Below are 18962 nucleotides of genomic sequence, written 5' to 3'. Positions count from 1 at the left end.
CATAGCTGTTGCGTGCCGCGCTTGTCCACTAGTCGATGGGTGGCAAAGCACAAGAAACCAATCCCTAGTCTATTCTGCCAAGGGTTGAGATAATCATCGCATCTTTTACCTCGCACTGCTGGCCGATGCGTGTAGAAGAAGGGGCCTCGTTCTCACCACCGGTTCTCTACGGCGATTGCCTTGGTTTCACTCGCTCTCTTTCAGCCTGAAATCCCCGCCAACACCGGCACTTTGATGCGCTTGTCAGCCTGTCTGTCAGTGCCTGTGCATGTTATTGGCCCAACGGGCTTTTCCATGGATGATCGTGCGCTGCGCCGAGCTGGCATGGACTATCGTGACAAAGCATTGACCCACGTTCACGTGGATTTTGATGCGTTTTGCACCGCCAACGCATGGACAGCGCCACGCCTCATTTTGATGACAACACGCGCGACCATGCCCTACACTGATTTCAGCTTCCAAAAGAGCGATATGATCGTGATGGGCAGGGAAACCTCTGGTGCACCTGACTGGCTACACGAACGCGCCGACGCGCGCCTCACTATCCCCATGGCTGAGAGCGCACGGTCGCTCAACATGGCCGTGAGCGCCGCCCTGGTTATCGGCGAGGCTTTGCGCCAGACCAACGACTTTCCACAAACCAAGCCTCAAACTGCCGAACTGGATCAGTCCGGCACAGGGAGCCACCATCCATGACCAGCTTCACCCCCATTTTCACGCCTGACAAATTGAGCACCAATCTGCCCGATGACATCGAGGCCAAGAAAGGCACGGCAGAGGCTTGGTTTGCGCAACTGCGTGATCAGATTGTCGGTGCGTTCGAGCGCATTGAAGATGAGGCGGAGGGCAAGCCGGGCGCAGAAGATTTGGAGCCTGGTCGCTTTCAACTCATCCCCCACGAGCGCACCAATCATGATGGCGCCCCTGGCGGTGGCGGCACGATGGGCCTGATGAAAGGCCGTGTGTTCGAGAAAGTCGGCGTGCACATCTCCACCGTGCACGGCACATTTGCGCCAGCGTTTCAAGAGCAGATCCCAGGCGCCGATGAAGACCCGCGCTTCTGGGCCTCGGGCATTTCGCTGATCGCCCACCTGCACAACCCCAACATCCCAGCGGTTCATATGAACACCCGTATGGTGGTGACCACACGCCAATGGTTTGGTGGCGGCGCTGATCTGACACCTGTGCTGGACGCAAGGCGCAATCAAACGGACCCAGACACAATTGCCTTTCATGAAGCGATGGAAATGGCCTGCGAAGGGCACGCCCAAACCAATTATGGGGCCTTCAAATCCTGGTGTGATGATTATTTCTATTTGCCTCATCGCGATGAGCCTCGCGGTATCGGCGGCATCTTCTACGACTACCTGAACTCCGGAAACTGGGACGCTGATTTCGCGCTGACCCAGTCGGTCGGTCGCAGCTTTGCTGATATCTACCCCAAACTGGTGCGCGAAAACTGGGACACACCGTTTACGCCGGAACAGCGCCATGAGCAGTTGGTGAGACGCGGGCGCTATGTGGAATTCAACTTGCTTTACGATCGCGGCACGATCTTCGGCCTTAAAACCGGTGGCAATGTCGATGCCATCCTTTCCTCCATGCCGCCAGAAGTTCGCTTTCCGTGAGTTTCAGCGTTCGAGCGGCAACACGCAGCGATGTGCCTGCCCTGGTATCGCTCTGCCTTGAGATGGAAACCCATTATCTGGGAGACGACGCCATTGATGAGGCCACCGTCCGCAGACGGCTAACCCAATGGTTTGATACAAACAGCGACAGCGTCATGCTGATCGCTCTTAAGGAAGCCACGCTGGTTGGCCATGCAGTCATCTGCCCACTGTTTCCAGCTGGCAATCTCAACACCGCCTGGTTTTTGAAGGACATCTTTGTCTCAAAAGCCGCACGTGATGAGGGCGTTGGCGAAGCCTTGATTAAGGCCTGTGCGAAAGAAACGGTGCGCCGCAAAGGCGTACGTTTCGATCTCACCGTTGATGCCGGAAACGATGGCGCCCGCGCCCTGTACGAACGTTTGGGCGCGCAGGACACCGACAAAACCTATCTGCGTTGGGATGGCGAAGCACTAGCCGCACTTGGCAACGGTTAGGTTTTCAAAACCGCCAAAAGTTCATCGCGTGTCATCGAGAAATCAGACGCAACCCAGGCCCCTTCCATCACTTTTAAGGCCGTTCCGAGCTGGGGGCCTGATGGAATGCCGCGGGCCATGAGGTCTTTGCCTGAAACCGGCAAAGATGGTTTCGTCCACGTGTCAGCCAGATTCCACATCCGGGTCACGCGATCCGCCTCTCCTTCGGGCAGGTTTTGTTCAGGGTCAGCATCGAGAGCGCGGGCTGCCTGAAGGATCAAGACGTCACGGATAGCCCGCTCGCCATGCTGGTAAAGCGCGGTGCGCAGGGGTTTAGGCTCCGAGAGAACCAGACTATCGAGCGCGGCATCCGTTTCCATGGCAGCCGTCAACCGGTCACGCTCAGCACCGGACAGTTTCAAACGGGTCGCTAACGCCTTGACGCGCTCGCTCGCTTGCGCCGGCAAAAGCGCCATCAAGCGCAGCAGAGGATCGGGGTACACTCCAGTTGCCTCTTCCAGCCGCATAAAGCGGGCAAAGCCGTCCATATCGCCGCTTTCTGGCAGCGCAGCCTGATAGACGCCGGTCTGGCGCATCCAAAGCAGTGATCGCGTGACGTGGGGCGCAAGAAGGATCTTCTTCAATTCGGCCCAGACGCGCTCAGCTGACAGCGAAGCAAGGCCAGCCTTGTTGGCAACAATTGCTTTGATGGCGTCACGATCTGGCGCACCATGGCCGTACCACCCGTAAAACCGGAAATAGCGCAACGTGCGCAGATAGTCTTCACGGATACGCGTGGCCGCATCGCCGATGAAGCGGACACGGCGTGCTTCCAGGTCAGCCAAACCACCCACCGGATCGTGCAGGGCCGCCTGTTGATTGACATAGAGCGCATTCATCGTGAAGTCGCGCCGGGCAGCGTCCTCAACCACATCACGGCTAAACGCGACAACTGCGCGCCGGCCGTCGGTTTCCACATCGCGGCGTAGTGTGGTGACTTCAATAGGCGTATGGTCCACGACCAGCGTCACTGTGCCGTGCTCGACACCCGTGGGAACCGCCTTCAGCCCCGCTTCTTCCGCTCGGGCCATGACAGTTTCAGGCTCGGCCTGGGTTGCAACATCGATATCGCTGGGTGCTTCGCCCAAAAGCGCGTTGCGCACACATCCACCCACCAGCCAGGCCTCATCGCCATCTTTGACAATGGCGTCAAAAACGGCGGCGACGCCCGGCGCATTGAGAAGATCGCGAAGCGGCTCGCTCATTCGACAGGTTCGACGACCCGGCCTGGAACGATCTCGCCATCTTCAAACCGGGGTGGCTCATATTGGCCGGTAACGTCACCGGTTTCGAACTGCGCGAAAGCGATCATCGCCACCAGCACCAGCGCCACACCAGAACCGACAAGCCAATAAAAGGGCATATCAGAGCGTTTGCCGCGTACCGTTGTCCATAAAAGGTAGAGGGCGAATGGTACCAGGAAGAGCGCCAGGTTGATGATTGCAATGCGCAGCACGCGAAAGCTCCAAGTTGAGAAGGGACGTTTAAGACAGGTGGGTGATCAGTCGCTCAGACATGTGGTGCACAATGCCTGCCGTCAAACCCCAGATGGCATGATTGTCGAAGTGGTAGGTGTAAAAGAAGCGCTCCTTGCCCTCAAACACGCGACTTGTGCGCTCAGCATTGCGTGGATTGAGCAAGAATGCCAGCGGCACTTGAAAAATGGAGTCCACCTCTGCGGGGCTTGGTTGAAGTTGCGGTAAGCCATCCAGCGCTCCCACCACGGGATAAACACGATAACCGGTACGCGAGGCGTAGCTTGGCAAGAATCCCTGCACATCAACGGCGCTCGGTGGAAGGGCAATCTCTTCCATGGCTTCACGTAGGGCAGTCTCTTGCGCCCCCTCGCCCGGATCAACACGACCACCTGGAAACGCGATCTGCCCAGCATGGGCGCTCAGCGTGGCGGTGCGCACGGTTAGCGTCACATCCGGCTCAGCCTTGGCCATATCCACCGCAATCAAGACCGCAGCCGGTTTCAGCCCATCTTTGGGCCGAAAAGCTGAGAAATCAGGGTTGAGCACATGATCACCGGAGCGATCGGTGGCCGCAGCGCTGGACGACACGGAAGGGGTGTCGGTTTCCAGCGAGTTCGAACAAGGCGCTGGCGAGCCGGTGACCATCCAAGCTTTCCAGAGCTGACGACACTGAATTTTCCAAGTCGAGAGGGTTGGCCAAAGTCTGTCTTTCCAAAGCACTTACAAAATCGCCAGCTCAAAGATCGTCCGGCTCGATCGCAAAACGCTGCGAACCGGAACGTAAAATCGGGGTTTGCGAGGTAAGATCAACAAAGCGCTCATCGTTCACAAGCGCCATGGTCGTGGCGCGGTTGAGCAACGCTTCGATACGACCACGCACCAGCACATAGGGTTTCAGTCCCTCGCTGCCAACCTCTTGCGCGAAGCGAATGGGATGAGACTCATTCACCTCGACGACATCCCCCATTGCGGTGCGCAAAACCAAAACGTCGCCGTCTGGGCCAGGTTTCGCAGCGTAATCGACCGCGATCAACGGCGCATCATCGACGGTGATCGAAAGCTTTTCGTGGGGCGTCACCAGATAGGTCACGCCATCCTCATCCTTGCGCAGAACAGAAGAAAACAGTTTGGCAAGGCGCGGGCGTCGGATCGGTCGCCCTTCATGATGCCAGGTGCCATCAGCGGCGATGCGAATATCGATGGCGCCGCAAAGCTCTGGATTCCATTGCTCAACCGGAGGATTGCGCTTGCCAGAAGCGGCAGCCCGCAGCAACGCATCAAATGCTCTTGGCGTTTCCACGCTCTCCTCTGATGACCTTGCCATTGCCGTTTCCAATCTCTCCAAAGGCCCTATCTACCACGGTGTGACGAGCGCGGGGCAGTCGCAATGCTTTGCCACCGCATGTCCATGCCACCAATCGAACACAAGGCCTAGCGCGCTGAGCAAGACCAATGATCAACCATCCTGGCAGATCGACTGACAAAAAGGCGCCATGAACCGCCACAATAAGGGTAAGATGTCGCTGGAAGAATCGGCCGTGCGCCTTTTGAGTGTGCGCCAGCGTCAAAAATCAATACCTTATCACCTCGCAGGAGCCATCTGTGCCCGATACTGATCTGGATCATCCCACCGACGCCGACACCGCGGCGATTGCCGAGCAAGCGCAGGCCATGTCTGAGCGGCTTTCCGTCGCCAAGCAGACCATTGGTAAAACCATTCTTGGTCAAGAGCAGGTGATCGAGAACACATTGGTCGGCCTGCTGTGTGGTGGTCATGTGTTGTTGGTCGGGCTTCCAGGGCTCGCCAAAACCAAGCTGGTGGAGACCTTGGGCACTGTGCTTTCGCTTGGCGCGCGGCGCGTGCAGTTCACGCCCGATCTCTTACCGTCCGATATCCTCGGCGCTGAGGTGCTGGAAGAAAGCGCAAGCGGGTCGCGAGCCTTCCGGTTTATTGAAGGACCAATCTTCTCCCAGCTTTTGATGGCTGATGAAATCAACCGCGCCAGCCCACGCACCCAGTCTGCCCTGTTACAAGCCATGCAGGAGCATCACGTCACGGTCGCTGGAACGCGCCACGACCTGCCAAGTCCTTTCCATGTGCTTGCAACGCAAAACCCCATTGAACAGGAAGGCACCTACCCGCTGCCTGAAGCGCAACTCGACCGGTTCTTGCTCGAGATTGAAATAGGGTTTCCGGACCGTGAAGCAGAGCGTGCCATGCTGCGCTTGACCACCGGTGAAGCTGAACAAACACCTAATGCCGTCATGGGGCCGCAGGACCTCATTGATGCGCAGAAACTCGTGCGTGCCATGCCGGTGGGTGAACAGGTTGCCGACGCAATCCTTGACCTGGTGCGCGGCGCACGTCCTGGCGCTGAAGCCCATCCTGTGATCGGTGATCACCTCGATTGGGGACCGGGACCTCGTGCCAGCCAAGCTCTGATGCTCGCCACGCGTGCGCGCGCCCTTCTTGATGGCCGTTTTGCTCCGTCTAAGGATGACGTTGCGGCGCTCGCTGAGCCTGTTTTGCGCCACCGCATGGCGCTGACATACGCTGCGCGCGCCGAAGGTGTGACCCGCCGCGACTTGGTCGCCAAGCTGGTTGAGGCGCTTTTGTGATCAACTGGCTCGGCCGAAACACCACATCGCAAGGCCCTGGAGGCCTGGCACCGCTTGATCCATTGGATCTGGGCACGCGGCCACGCGCGCTGGCCGATGCCATGCCAGATCTGATGGTTGAAGCAAAAAACTTGGCTGCTTCGCTTTTGGCTGGTTTGCACGGACGCAAACGCGCCGGCTCCGGGCAGTCCTTCTGGCAGTTTCGCCAGTATGGCTCAGGCGATGCATCCAGTCGCATCGACTGGCGGCGCTCAGCGCGTGGCGATGCGCTGTTTGTGCGCGAAATGGAATGGGAAAGCGCCCACACCGTGCGCCTCTCGGTCGATATGTCATCCTCCATGCGCTTTGCTTCGCCCGATGCTCGCGAACCCAAACGCGACCGCGCCGTGGTGATGGCGCTGGCACTGGCGGCGATGCTGACCAAAGGCGGTGAACGTGTTGGATTAATCGGCGGAGAACGCCCAAAAACCGGTCACGCGGCGCTGAACACCATGGCGCTAGAACTCATCACACGCGACACAGACAAGTCCGGCAAGCTGCGCTGGTCGGATATGACCGCGGTAAAACCGCGCGAAGACGTGATCATCCTGTCCGATTTTCTGTTCGACGAAGAAAGCCGGTCTGGTCTGGTCGAACAGCTTGTCGCGCGCGGTGCACGCGCCCATCTGGTGCAGATCGTTGACCCGGTGGAAGAAGCTTTCCCCTTCAAGGGCCGAATGCGCTTTCAACCGCTCAGCAAAAACAGCAACGATATCACAGCTGGCCGCGCGGAAAGTTGGCAGCAACCTTATCAGGTGCTGTTCCGCGCGTTCACGGACGAGTTACGCCAGATCGCACGCGCCCGTGGCTGGAGCCACACGGTCTCGCACACGGACCGGCCTGCTGCGACGCCGCTTCTCAATGTGCATGAGGCGCTGTCACGCGCTAGAGATCGCTAGATGACGGCCCTTAGCTTTCTAAGCCCCTTGGCTTTGCTTGGTTTGATCGCCCTGCCGGCGCTTTGGTGGCTGTTACGCGCAACACCGCCACAGCCGGCAACGACCCTTTTTCCGCCGCTACGGCTGTTGGAAAAGCTGACCAACGCTGAAGAAACTCCGGTGAAAACACCCTGGTGGTTGCTTGCGCTTCGCTTGGCCTTGCTGACGCTTCTCATTCTCGCCTTTGCAGGACCAATCTGGCGGGCTTCTGATCCCGTAAATTTGCCGGGCGAGACGTCCACGCCATTGCTTGTGGTGATCGAAACCGATTGGGCAGCAGCATCTGACTGGGATGCCAAGCGTGCACAGGCTGAGCGTCTTATCGATGCGGCCAGCGCCGGTGGACGTCCTATTGGGGTGACAGCGTTTCCGCAACCCTTGTCCGCCAGGCCCTTGCCTGGGGACCGCGCCGATGCATTGGCCAGTCTTGCAAGCTTGCAACCGCAACCCGTTGAAGCTGATTGGGCTCAAACGCGCGACGCTCTGAACGCCTTGCTTGAAAACCCCGCATGGCAGGAGGCAGGCATTGTTTGGTTTTCAAACGGCCTTGCCCAAGACAACGATACACAGAGCTGGCTGAGTTCGCTCGCCAACGAACACTCCATGGCGTGGGTCAACGGAACGCCGCCCTCGCTCACACTCGGCCTTGATGGAGGAAGCGACGGACCTGCCGTTCTTGTCAACCCTATCGACGGCCAAAACAACGGAGACCCTCGCTCGGTGGCTGCCCTTGATGGTTCAGGACGCCAACTGGCCATTGCACCACTTCTCGATGGCGACGGCGCACTGCGAGAGCGCATCGCCTTCGATCTCCCGCTCGACATACGCAACGACATTGCCCGCATCGGTGTTATGCCGACACAGCATGCCGGAGAAGTTGTCCTCGTCGATGATCGGCTGGAACGGCGACGGGTTGGGATTGTTGGCGCAGAGCGCAGCGATGAAGCCCAGCCTTTGCTCTCCGGCACGACCTACGTGGAGCGGGCTCTCCGCCCATCTGCCGATGTCATCGTACCACGCACCGGTGACACCAATGGTGAGATCGAGACGATGATCGATCAGGGCGTCAGCGTCATTATCCTGGTCGATGTGGCAAGCCTTATTCCCTCCACCGTCTCGCTGCTGGAACCCTGGATTGAGGATGGCGGCGTGTTGATCCGCTTTGCCTCTACCGGCCTTACACAGTCGAGCGATGGCCTCATCCCAGTGCCTTTGCGAGCCGTGGATCGCCAGCTCGGCGGCGCGCTGACGTGGGAGGAACCGCAAGCCATTGCGCCATTTTCGCCATCAAGCCCTTTTGCAGGACTCGCAATCCCAGAGGATGTGGCCATTGAACGCCAGGTGCTCAGCGAACCGGGCGCTGCGCTGGCAACACGCACCTTTGCGGAGTTGGCCGACTCCACCCCGCTGGTAACCGGCGAGGCCCGTGGAAGCGGGCAATTGGTGCTTTTCCATGTGACCGCTGACACCGGCTGGTCGAACCTTCCCTTGTCGGGCCTTTTCGTCGACATGCTGTCGCGCTTGGTCGAGCTCTCAGCAACCCGCGCTGATGTTGCCCAATCTGTGGTCCCGACAGACGAAACCACGCTTGCACCGCGCACCACCCTCAACGCCTTTGGAGCCCTCGGCAGCCCGCCAGATCACGTGGAAGGCTTGGTGTTAACTGCTGGTGCGACGATCCCGACCGTGGAAAACCCGCCCGGCTTTTATGGACCCGCCAGTGGGCCGCGCGCGCTAAACTTGTTCGAGGAAGCACCCAAAATAGCACCCTCCGATCCCACTCTCTTGGCCGAAAGCGGTGCAGAGCTGTTGGAGATCGGCGCTGATGAATCTCTATCGTTGCGCCCTGCCCTGCTCGGCACAGCGGCGGTGCTTGCTTTGGTCGATGCCGTAATCGTGCTTGTCCTCTCTGGCGCTTTGGCGGGCTTAGGCGCCACGCGGCGCGCGGGTACAGCAGCTAGCATTGCGCTATTGATCACCGGTCTTGTTGGCAGCCCAGCGCTCGCGCCCACACCTGCCTGGGCGCAATCCAACACCACCGAACAATCAGAGATCAGCCGACTGATCGCGGCAGCCAACTCCACGCGGCTTGCCTATGTTGTGACCGGAGATGGACAGATCGACCAGCGCTCACGCGAGGGCTTGTCTGGCCTCTCGCGCATTCTCACACAACGCACCGCGTTTGAGCCTGGCGACCCGATGGCCATCGATCCGGCGCAAGATGAGCTGGCCTTTTACCCGCTGATTTACTGGCCAATGCCGGATGTGCCGCTGGCCGTGTCTGATCGTCTGATCACGCGCATCGACGCTTACATGAACAATGGCGGCACCATTCTTTTCGACACCCGCGATGAAGCCGTTAGCATCACCAATGCATCGATCAGCCCGCAGACCGCGAACCTGCGGGCGCTGCTCTCCGCGCTTGACATTCCACCCTTGGAACCGGTGCCGGACGATCATGTTCTCACCAAAAGCTTTTATCTCCTAGACAGCTTCCCCGGTCGCTTCGCAACCGGACCCTTGTGGGTGGAAGCGCTGCCCGACGACCCTGAAGGCGTCAACCGGCCAGCACGTGGCGGTGATGGGGTTTCACCCATCATGATCACCGGCAATGACATGGCCTCAGCCTGGGCGCTGTCATCCGATGGTCGCCCGCTCTACGCCACCTCCCCACCTGACAGGTTGCAGCGCGAGTTCGCCTACCGCACCGGTGTCAACATCGGCATGTACGTCATGACCGGCAACTACAAAGCCGATCAAGTGCACATCCCAGCCCTCTTGGAACGGCTGGTGCAATGACCGATTGGGCACTGCTTTTTGATCCGCTGATCCCGCTCTGGCTTGTTATCGTTGCAAGCGTGTTCGCTCTGGTGCTCACCGGTCTGGGGCTCTGGGCGCGACGACGTGGCGCCTTGCTGCGCGCGGCTGCCATGGCAATCGTCATTATCACGCTGCTTGATCCATCGGTTCGGCTGGAAGAGCGCGACCGGCTACCAACGGTTGTTGCCCTGGTGAGTGATGAAAGCGCGAGCCAATCCATTGACGGACGCGATGCAATGGTTGCGAGCGCTGCGGACGCTTTACGCCCGCAATTGGAGGCGCTTGGCAACGTCGATGTGCGCACCATCGCCCTGGGAACCGACCCCCAAAGCGGCACACGCGCGCTTGGCTCCATTCAGGCTGAGCTGGCCGATGTGCCCCAGGAACAGCTTGGTGGCATTCTTCTTCTAACCGACGGACAAATCACCGACGCACCGATTGAAGGCGCAACTACCCCACTCACCGAAAGCGGGGCCGTACCAGTCCATACATTGCTGACTGGTCATGCAGAAGAGGGTGATCGCCGCATAGAACTGTTGCAGGTGCCGCGCTTCGCGCTGGTCGATCGACGCGAGACCGTGCAGTTCACCATTGTGGAAGACGGCATGCCGCTTTCCAGCAATCCCAATCCAACGGTGAACCTCACCATCCTGCGCAACAACACCGTGTTGGCGCAAGCACCTGTGCCGGTCGGCGTAACAGTTGATGTACCGATCCAAGTGGATCGCGCCGGCGACAACCTCTTTGAAATCCGCATTGAACCCGCTGACAACGAACTCACTGACCTTAACAACCAGGCGGTCTTTTCCGTCGAGGGGGTGCGCGACACGCTGCGGGTGTTGCTGGTCTCAGGTGAACCCCATGCCGGTGAACGCACCTGGCGCAACTTGCTGAAGTCCGATCCATCCGTTGATCTGGTCCATTTCACCATTCTGCGCCCGCCAGAAAAACAAGACGGTACGCCAATCAACGAACTGTCTTTGATCGCGTTCCCGACCCGCGAGCTTTTCGTCGACCGCATCAACGATTTCGATCTCATCATCCTGGATCGCTACCAACGACGCAGCGTTTTGCCGCTGGTCTATTTCGACAACATCGCTGACTATGTGCGCCGTGGTGGAGCCTTGCTCGTCGCGGCTGGACCGGAGTTTGCCGACACGAGCAGCATCGCCTTCACCGCGCTGGCTGATATCTTGCCCGCTTACCCGACCGGTTCCATTGCCGAGGAACCGTTCCGCCCGCAGGTGACAGACCTTGGTCGCCGCCATCCGATCACACGCGGTTTGCCAGGGGATGTGTCTGGCGACGTTGCCGGCGACGGCGATGGTGATCCTGATTGGAGCCGTTGGTTCCGGTTGATCGAAGCCGAAGCCTCAAGTGCGAGCACTGTGGCCATGAGTGCACCAGCGTCCAGTTCGATGCCTGGCGCACCGCTGCTCGCCCTTGATAGCGCCGAGGAAGGCCGGGTCGCCTTGCTCTTGTCCGATCATGTCTGGCTCTGGGCACGCAATTTTGAGGGCGGCGGCCCGCACGTGCAACTCCTGCGCAGGATGGCGCACTGGCTCATGCGGGAGCCTGACCTAGAGGACGAAACGCTGACCGCCCGCACGCAAGGCCTACGCATGATCGTTGAACGGCGAACGCTCGGTCAAACGGTTGATCCTCTGCGCATCACCACACCATCAGGCGAAGAAATCCCATTGGAACTCACCGATGAGGGTGATGGTCTGTTTCGTGGCAGCCTGCCCGCCGATGAAATTGGGCTCTGGCGCATCACGGACGGCACCCTGACAACCCTTGCCCATGTTGGTCCGCCCAACCCGGTGGAGTTGCAAGAAGTTGTCTCGACGCCAGAACGCCTGATGCCGCTAACGGAAGCCAGCAACGGTTCTCTGGCGCGCCTCACCGAAACCCAGGGTGATGAGATGGCCGTTCCACGCGTGCGATTGGTTGGTGAAACCGCCCGCACATCTGGCAATGGCTGGATCGGTGTGCGCCGTACCGATGCCAGCGTGCTCGTCGGTGCGCGGCAACAGCCTTTGTCGCTTGGTCTCTGGGCGCTCCTACCAGCTTTGGCGCTCTGGGGGGCTGCCTGGTGGCGTGAGGGGCGCTAAGCCGTTCCTCGCACCACACCGGTTGGCATCAGCTCGACTGATGGGTTCATCGCGACAAGCAGCCGTGTTGGATCAACAGGTCCCGGCATCTTCATCGATCCGAAGGGGACAACAGCGAAGCCTGCTGGCGCGTAATAGGGAAGGTCGCCGACCAACAGGACAAACGGTTCGCCAGATTGGTGCGCTGCCTGCACCGCCTGAAACAGCAGAGCCTTGCCAACACCAAGATCCCGCTTTTCAGCAAGAACAGCCAACGGTCCAAGCAAGACACCATGTGTCTCGCCGACAGCAATCCGCGACATGGACACTGACCCAATCAGCACGCCATCGTCCTCAGCTACGAACGACAGGGGTAACAAAGGCGCCGCCTTCTCGCGCAAGCGAAAGGCCGTTCGCGCATAACGCCCAGGCCCAAACACTTGCTCATGGAGCGCGTTCACACGTGCCGCGTCAGCGGTTTGCATGGTGGCAAAAGTTACGGAGCTCGGCACATCAGGCGCGCCAGCGGGCAGAAGAGAAAGGGTCACGACAAAACTCAGAAGGAAGAACAGATCAAGTGGAATGTTCCAGCGGCCACAAACAAGCAGCGGCAGCACAGCGGAAAAAGCTGCGTTATCGTCGTGAGCGTCGTCGCTCTGCTTGGACCCAGGTCTTGTTCATGGCGTTGCGCTAGCACGGTGAACCGAGCGATGCAATCGCCGAGGCACACCATTGTTCGCTGGCAGACAACAGTGCGTGCGGAACACACCCGCTAGGCAGAACAGTGGCGGCGCTCTATCTCTCCACGCAACGCGACGACAACGCAAAAGGACGAAGACAATGGGCTTGCTGGTAGATGGTGTTTGGCACGACACCTGGTATGACACAAAGAAATCTGGCGGCAAATTTGTCCGCAAAGCCTCGCAGTTCCGCAATTGGATCACTGCCGATGGCAGCCCTGGCCCAACTGGCGAAGGTGGCTTCAAAGCCAAGGCTGGCCGATACCATCTCTACGTATCTCTGGCCTGTCCGTGGGCGCATCGCACCCTGATCTTCCGCAAGCTCAAAGGCTTGGAAGGCATGATCAGCGTCGATGTGGTCTCCCCGCTGATGTACGACAAAGGCTGGGTGTTCGACGCCGAGCAGCCCGAAGCCACCACGGATCGATTGTTTGGTTCGGATGTTGCCGCCGACATTTATGTGAAGGCCGATCCCAAATACTCAGGCCGCGTCACGGTGCCAATCCTCTGGGACAAGCAGACGAACACCATTGTCTCCAACGAATCCTCAGAAATCATCCGCATGTTCAACGAGGCTTTTGATGGTATCGGCGCCAAGCCTGGCGACTATTATCCAGAAGCCCTGCGCGAAGAGATCGATGCCATCAATGAGCGCGTCTATCACGCGGTGAACAATGGCGTGTACAAGTCAGGCTTCGCGACCACGCAAGAAGCCTATGAAGAGGCCGTCACCGAGCTTTTCAAAGCGCTGGACGAGTTAGAAGAGCGGCTGAGCACCAACCGCTATCTCGTTGGCGACCAGATCACGGAAGCCGATTGGCGTCTGTTCACCACGTTGGTGCGCTTTGACCCCGTTTATGTCGGTCACTTCAAATGCAACATCCGCCGCATCGCCGATTATCCCAACCTGCTTGGCTTCCTCCGCGAGCTCTATCAGGTTCCAGGCGTCGCTGAGACCGTCAGCATGGATCACATCAAGCGGCACTATTACATGAGCCACGAGACCATCAATCCGACACGCGTGGTACCTGTGGGGCCTGAGCTTGACCTCAATGCCCCGCATGGCCGCGACGGGCTAAAAGCCGCCGCCTAACCGGTTTCAAGACCAATACGGATCAACCGACTGCCCGGCCTGCCATTCGGCAAGCCGGGCACGCGTGGCTTTGGTGGCGCCGTCAGGCAACGCATCCATAGCGAAGAAACCTATCTCAGCGATCTCAAAGCTCGGCTCAACGTCACGCACTTTCTCGATGGCGCCGACGCGATAAAGGGCCACGTGATCGCCTTTCCATTGGCGGGTGTTGTAGCTCAAGCCAAGCAGTGTCAGCGTATCACGGGCGCGATAGCCGGTTTCTTCTTCCAATTCGCGCCGCGCGGCCTGCTCCATGGTTTCGCGATAATCCACACCGCCACCGGGCAGGTGCCAACCGGGCGTATAACCATGGCGAACGAGCAGCACTTCTCCAGCTTCGTTGTGGGCAATCACACGCACACCAAGCGTCATAGCGCGCTGAAACAGCATCACACGCACCCAAATCCAGCGCCGCAGCTTGCGAAAAAAACCCATCAATGCGCCCTACCCAACCTGACAGCTTGTGAATCAATTGTTTCCAACTGCATGCGCCGTACGCATAGCAGACGCGCCTTGCTGTGAGTTGTGTGCATCGCACAAAAGCGCGATAGCACGCATCCGACATCAGCGCCGGTACGGGCGCGTCCCCCCACGAACTCTCGGTGATAGAAATGTTTTCTTTGTTTTGGAAGGCTCTTTGGTCCAGCCCAATGAGTGCCCGTCATTCTTCTATGGATTGGTCACGCCCCGGCACCTATGCCGCGCGCGATACCATGCCACTCTAACGGGCGGACAGATACTCAAACAGGCTTGCGGATACCGCAAGAATGGCCAATGTGCGCGCGCCATGACCTTTCGCATCGCGCACATCTCCGACTGTCATCTCGGCCCACTGCCGCCGGTGAAGCTCCGCGAGCTCGCCTCAAAACGCGTGCTTGGCTATCTAAACTGGCAGCGCAACCGCGCCAAAACCTTTGAAAGCACGACCACCGATCACCTGATCGATGATCTCAAAGCCCACTCGCCAGATCACATCGCCGTCACAGGCGATCTGGTGAACATCGCGCTAGAAGCTGAGTTTGAGAACGCGGGTCGATTTTTGGCATCGCTCGGCTCAGCAGAAACCGTGACGGCCATCCCCGGTAATCACGATGCTTACGTGCCTGGCGCGCTGGATCGCTTCAATCTACATTGCGGACCACACGTCACGTCGGATACGCCAAACGAGACGATCTACCCCGTTTTGCGCAAACGCGGGCCAGTCCAGATCATTGGTCTCTCGACGGCCACAGCCACGGGACCGTTCATGGCCACCGGCGCCATCGATCAAGGGCAACGCACCCGCTTGGCCACCGAACTGGTCGCATCCAAAGACCTTTTTCGGTTGGTGCTTATCCATCACCCACCCTTCGAGAACGCTGGCCCTTGGCACAAGCGGCTGATCGACGCCAAAGGCCTGCGCCACGTCTGGAAAAAGTATGGGGCAGAGTTGATCTTGCACGGCCACACTCATCTTCCAACACGTCGCACAGTAGAAGGCCCACATGGCCCCATAGCTGTGTTTGGCGTCGCCTCAGCGGCACAGGGCCCAGGCGGACACAAACCAGCGGCCAACTACACCCTGTTTGATGTGGATAGGGCTGACACGGGCTGGAAGGTTACGGCCACCCGTCGTGGATACACGGCTAACGGCGGCCCAGTTATCGAGCTTTCTCAAGAGGTGTTTGAAGCGCCACGCGGCTAAGGACGTGATCCTAGCCAGTGGGACCAGCTTGCAACCAAGCGTAGGTGAAAAGCGCCGTCGCCGAACAAACTCCGCCAAGCACAAACAGCCAAAACCCAGGCCAAAAGCGCGAACGCGGCTGTGGAGCAGCATCACTCTCCACTGACAGTGTAGGCGTTGATGTGTCTAGTGTAGGCGTTGATGTGTCTGGTGTACGATCCACCAAACCTTCACGCTCAACAATACGATCGGCGATGTAATCGGCGACGCTGTCGGCCATCGCCTCGCGGTCGGTTTTTTCCACAATCACGTCCGGCCCATCGCGACGTTGAAGCACCAAGCGGTAGTCCATCGTTTCAGGCTGCAAATCAACATAGCTCAGCGCGTCAACAACGAGGCGCTCGCCATTGTCTGACGGCATAAGCGCAAAACGATCAGCTTCACCTGAAGGAAGTTCATCGGCCATCGCGCGCAACTCATCTGCCAGGGCGTCCAGACGCCCTTCTTGCGCGGCCATCGCTTCGCGCAACCGACTTTGTTCACGGGCACGCGCTCGGCGCAAAGCGTCAGCCAAGCGGCTTGCACGGCTCACAATCGGCACAACGTTGGTTGCTTCATCACTCATGCACTCAAGCTTAGCAGATCAGCTGTATAGCGGGCAATCTTGCCCTCTTCATCGGTGGGCACGACGAGCACTTTGACCGATGATACGGAGGCTGAAACCTCTGGTTTGCTCGCCGTATTGGCCACATCATCCAACGCGATACCCAACCAATCGAAACCAGCACACACCCGCTCTCGAATTGGCGCAGCGTTTTCACCAATGCCACCGGTGAAAACCAGTGCATCCAACCCGCCGAGCACCGCTGTCATGCCACCGATCTCGCGCTGAATCCGGAAAACAAAATAGTCCAGAGCCTCTTTGGCGCGGGGGTCATCACTGGCAAGCAGAACCCGCATATCATTGGTGAGGCACGACATGCCCTTCAAGCCCGATTCCTTGTAAAGCAAGTTCGAGATAGCATCGGCATCCATGCTGTGCTCTTGCATCAAATAGAGCAAAACGCCCGGATCGATCTGCCCGCAGCGCGTGCCCATAGGCAGACCATCAAGCGCCGAAAAGCCCATGGTCGATCCAACACTTTTACCGCCTTTTAAAGCACACATGGACGCGCCGTTGCCTAGATGCGCGATGATCACGCGACCGTCCCTGACGCTGGGGTCGAGCGCCCCAGAAACATAGTCATAGGAAAGGCCATGGAACCCATAACGGCGCACACCCTCCGCGTAGAAACGGTGCGGCAGCGCAAAAGTGTCATTCACAAAGGGATGGGTGCGGTGAAACGCGGTATCAAAACAGCCGACTTGCAAGGCACCAGGAAACGCGGCCTGCGCCTGCGCCACCCCCTCAAGATTATGAGGCTGATGCAGCGGCGCGAGCGGTCCAAGTTTGGCCAGACTAGCAATCACATCATCGCTCAAAACCACCGGCGCTGTGTGGTTCATACCACCATGAACAACACGATGACCGACCGCTGCAATCTCACCAAAGTCATCACGACTTTCACACCAGTCGAGCACCGCAGCAAAAGCGCTTGCCAGTTCGCCCGGTGTCTCCAGGCTCAGAACAGTACGCTCGTCATCCACGCTTGTGATGGCAACCTCGCCGGGCGCGCCACCGCGATCAAACGCGCCGGTGTAGCGTCGCTGCGGATTGTCACCATCAAGCGTGAACAGGCTGAACTTCAGGCTCGAAGACCCGGCATTCAGCGTTAGCAGTGCCTGCGTCATCGTCTACTCAGTCTCTTTGAAGAGATTGGCTTTGACCGGCTTGCCAGTGCGCAACCACACGCCATAAAGCGCCGCAAGCGCACATGAGGCGAGCCGGGCCTTATCGTCATCAGCACGACTGGTCAGGATGACGGGCACACTGGCCCCCACCAAAAGTCCAGCGGCTTCAGCATGGGCTAAAAACGTCAACTCCTTGGCGAGCATGTTGCCAGCTTCAAGGTTCGGCGCAACCAGCACATTGGCGTGACCGGCCACCAAGCCGCCAATACCCTTGGTACGCGCGGCGCCGATATCGACCGCATTGTCCATCGCCAGCGGCCCATCAACAATGCCGCCTTTGATCTGACCGCGATCGGCCATTTTGGAGAGCACCGCCGCATCCAAGGTGGAGGGAATGGCCGGGTTCACCGTTTCGACAGCAGAAAGAATACCGACCTTCGGCGTTTCGATCCCGATAGCGAGCGCGATGTTGATCGCGTTCTGCACAATATCGACCTTGGTTTTGAGATCGGGCGTTATGTTGATCGCTGCGTCTGTGATGATGATCGGCTGTGGACGCCCTGGCACATCCATCACGAACACATGGCTAATGCGCTTGCCGGTGCGAAGCCCACCATCGGCCTTCACCACATGCTTCAAAAGCCCATCGGTGTGCATATGACCCTTCATCACCGCGTTGACACGGCCCTCATGCACCATCCCCACAGCGCATGCGGCAGATGCAGGTTCATCATCGATATCGATGAGTTCCAGATCATCAATCGCCGCGCCCAGGGTTTCAGCAGCCTGATGAATACGGGTTTTTGAGCCAACCAAGATCGGCTTGATCAGCCCCTCATCGCGCGCCAGAAGCGCACCACCCAGAGAATTGGGATCATCCGGCGCAACAACTGCTACAGGCAACGGTTCAAGGCTCTGCGCCAACTCCAACATGGCATCGAAATGACGGTGTTTTTGAACTTGCAAGTCCGGCACTTCGATATCAGCCAGATAAACAGGTTCATCGGGCGCTTGAATTTTTGCCTCACCCTCCACCAGCACCACGCCGTCAGGACCCTTTACGCGAGTCACCAAAGTCACCTGGCGGTCGTCTGAGAGTTCAGCCACGGTGACCTTGACCGTCAGCTCATCGCCGACCCTCGCCCGTCCGGCGAAGGTTAGTGTTTGCGACAAGTAAAGGCTGCCCGGCCCCGGCAGATGGTTACCCAGCACCGAGGAAATGAGAGAGGCGAGCCACATACCCGGTGCAATCGGCGCATCATCAACACCATCGCCCGTTGTATCGGTGGATGGCAGATGGATCGGGTTCAAATTGCCCGAAGCATGGGCAAAGACAATAAGGTCATTGGCTGTGCAAAGACGCACGATTGACGCGCTTTGCCCAACACGCAACTGGTCGAATGGCGTGTTAGCCAAGCTGGTAGAAGGATCTGGGGAGGAGAGATTCATGGGGGGATTCCGTTGTTAGCGGGTCGGAACCTATCCCAAGCAACGTGACGATGCCAT

General features: G+C 58.8%; 18 protein-coding genes. 9 read left to right on the top strand and 9 right to left on the bottom strand.

Annotated features, from left to right (window positions below; all coding sequences use genetic code 11):
* Window positions 1-180 precede the first annotated feature (180 nt).
* The 3 genes from ABWH92_RS09750 to ABWH92_RS09740 are packed head-to-tail and all read left to right on the top strand — an operon-like array spanning window position 181 to window position 2104.
* Window positions 181-696, top strand: a complete 516-nt coding sequence (locus ABWH92_RS09750; protein ID WP_375567889.1) for a tRNA (cytidine(34)-2'-O)-methyltransferase — start codon at window positions 181-183, stop codon at window positions 694-696.
* Complete coding sequence (gene hemF, locus ABWH92_RS09745; protein WP_375567888.1) at window positions 693-1628, top strand: oxygen-dependent coproporphyrinogen oxidase; 936 nt, start codon at window positions 693-695, stop codon at window positions 1626-1628. Before ABWH92_RS09750 ends, hemF begins: the two co-directional genes overlap by 4 nt.
* The gene (locus ABWH92_RS09740; RefSeq protein WP_375567887.1) at window positions 1625-2104 is read left to right on the top strand and encodes a GNAT family N-acetyltransferase; all 480 of its coding nucleotides are present in this window, start codon (window positions 1625-1627) and stop codon (window positions 2102-2104) included. Before hemF ends, ABWH92_RS09740 begins: the two co-directional genes overlap by 4 nt.
* Here the strand turns inward: ABWH92_RS09740 and ABWH92_RS09735 are convergent.
* The 4 genes from ABWH92_RS09735 to ABWH92_RS09720 form a co-directional block, all read right to left on the bottom strand.
* The gene (locus tag ABWH92_RS09735) at window positions 2101-3348 is read right to left on the bottom strand and encodes a CCA tRNA nucleotidyltransferase (RefSeq protein WP_375567886.1); all 1248 of its coding nucleotides are present in this window, start codon (window positions 3346-3348) and stop codon (window positions 2101-2103) included. The two genes, ABWH92_RS09740 and ABWH92_RS09735, sit on opposite strands and share 4 nt — an antisense overlap.
* Entirely contained in the window at window positions 3345-3599 is a 255-nt protein-coding gene (locus ABWH92_RS09730) for a DUF6111 family protein (protein WP_375567885.1), read from the bottom strand. Before ABWH92_RS09730 ends, ABWH92_RS09735 begins: the two co-directional genes overlap by 4 nt.
* A gap of 28 nt (window positions 3600-3627) precedes the next feature.
* Entirely contained in the window at window positions 3628-4266 is a 639-nt protein-coding gene (locus tag ABWH92_RS09725; RefSeq protein ID WP_375567884.1) for an NUDIX hydrolase, read from the bottom strand.
* A 91-nt stretch (window positions 4267-4357) separates the two neighbouring features.
* The gene (locus ABWH92_RS09720; RefSeq protein WP_375567883.1) at window positions 4358-4945 is read right to left on the bottom strand and encodes a DUF1285 domain-containing protein; all 588 of its coding nucleotides are present in this window, start codon (window positions 4943-4945) and stop codon (window positions 4358-4360) included.
* 347 nt (window positions 4946-5292) lie between these two features.
* Between ABWH92_RS09720 and ABWH92_RS09715 the strand changes: the two genes are divergently transcribed.
* Genes ABWH92_RS09715 through ABWH92_RS09700 form a run of 4 tightly spaced genes read left to right on the top strand, consistent with a single transcriptional unit; the run spans window position 5293 to window position 12151 of the window.
* The gene (locus tag ABWH92_RS09715) at window positions 5293-6240 is read left to right on the top strand and encodes an AAA family ATPase (RefSeq protein ID WP_375574228.1); all 948 of its coding nucleotides are present in this window, start codon (window positions 5293-5295) and stop codon (window positions 6238-6240) included.
* A complete protein-coding gene (locus tag ABWH92_RS09710) occupies window positions 6237-7178 on the top strand; it encodes a DUF58 domain-containing protein (RefSeq protein ID WP_375567882.1) in 942 nt (313 codons plus the stop codon). The genes ABWH92_RS09715 and ABWH92_RS09710 overlap by 4 nt, the downstream gene beginning before the upstream one ends.
* Window positions 7179-10016, top strand: coding sequence for a DUF4159 domain-containing protein (locus ABWH92_RS09705; RefSeq protein WP_375567881.1), 2838 nt, complete (start codon window positions 7179-7181; stop codon window positions 10014-10016).
* Entirely contained in the window at window positions 10013-12151 is a 2139-nt protein-coding gene (locus ABWH92_RS09700; RefSeq protein WP_375567880.1) for a hypothetical protein, read from the top strand. The genes ABWH92_RS09705 and ABWH92_RS09700 overlap by 4 nt, the downstream gene beginning before the upstream one ends.
* Here the strand turns inward: ABWH92_RS09700 and ABWH92_RS09695 are convergent.
* Window positions 12148-12678, bottom strand: coding sequence for a GNAT family N-acetyltransferase (locus ABWH92_RS09695; protein ID WP_375567879.1), 531 nt, complete (start codon window positions 12676-12678; stop codon window positions 12148-12150). The two genes, ABWH92_RS09700 and ABWH92_RS09695, sit on opposite strands and share 4 nt — an antisense overlap.
* A 292-nt stretch (window positions 12679-12970) precedes the next feature.
* Here ABWH92_RS09695 and ABWH92_RS09690 point away from each other — a divergent pair, with 292 nt between their 5' ends.
* A complete protein-coding gene (locus ABWH92_RS09690; protein ID WP_375567878.1) occupies window positions 12971-13963 on the top strand; it encodes a glutathione S-transferase family protein in 993 nt (330 codons plus the stop codon).
* 6 nt (window positions 13964-13969) lie between these two features.
* Here ABWH92_RS09690 and ABWH92_RS09685 read toward each other — a convergent pair whose 3' ends face one another.
* Window positions 13970-14437 carry an NUDIX domain-containing protein gene (locus ABWH92_RS09685; protein ID WP_375567877.1) on the bottom strand — a complete coding sequence of 156 codons (468 nt, stop codon included), beginning with the start codon at window positions 14435-14437 and terminating at the stop codon, window positions 13970-13972.
* 352 nt (window positions 14438-14789) lie between these two features.
* Here ABWH92_RS09685 and ABWH92_RS09680 point away from each other — a divergent pair, with 352 nt between their 5' ends.
* Window positions 14790-15686, top strand: a complete 897-nt coding sequence (locus ABWH92_RS09680) for a metallophosphoesterase family protein (protein ID WP_375567876.1) — start codon at window positions 14790-14792, stop codon at window positions 15684-15686.
* 10 nt (window positions 15687-15696) lie between these two features.
* Here the strand turns inward: ABWH92_RS09680 and ABWH92_RS09675 are convergent, their stop codons facing one another.
* Genes ABWH92_RS09675 through ABWH92_RS09665 form a run of 3 tightly spaced genes read right to left on the bottom strand, consistent with a single transcriptional unit; the run spans window position 15697 to window position 18905 of the window.
* Window positions 15697-16290 carry a hypothetical protein gene (locus tag ABWH92_RS09675; protein WP_375567875.1) on the bottom strand — a complete coding sequence of 198 codons (594 nt, stop codon included), beginning with the start codon at window positions 16288-16290 and terminating at the stop codon, window positions 15697-15699.
* Window positions 16287-17456 carry an acetate/propionate family kinase gene (locus ABWH92_RS09670; protein WP_375567874.1) on the bottom strand — a complete coding sequence of 390 codons (1170 nt, stop codon included), beginning with the start codon at window positions 17454-17456 and terminating at the stop codon, window positions 16287-16289. The genes ABWH92_RS09675 and ABWH92_RS09670 overlap by 4 nt, the downstream gene beginning before the upstream one ends.
* 3 nt (window positions 17457-17459) lie before the next feature.
* Window positions 17460-18905 (bottom strand): bifunctional enoyl-CoA hydratase/phosphate acetyltransferase, encoded by a 1446-nt coding sequence (locus tag ABWH92_RS09665; RefSeq protein WP_375567873.1) that lies wholly within the window; start codon window positions 18903-18905, stop codon window positions 17460-17462.
* Window positions 18906-18962 lie beyond the last annotated feature (57 nt).

Origin of the sequence: Ahrensia marina (assembly GCF_042140245.1) — a bacterium.
In the GTDB taxonomy this organism is placed as follows: Bacteria; Pseudomonadota; Alphaproteobacteria; order Rhizobiales; family MH13; genus MH13.
The sequence above is the reverse complement of the archived record's forward strand: the minus strand, read 5'-3'. Positions and strand labels throughout refer to the sequence as shown.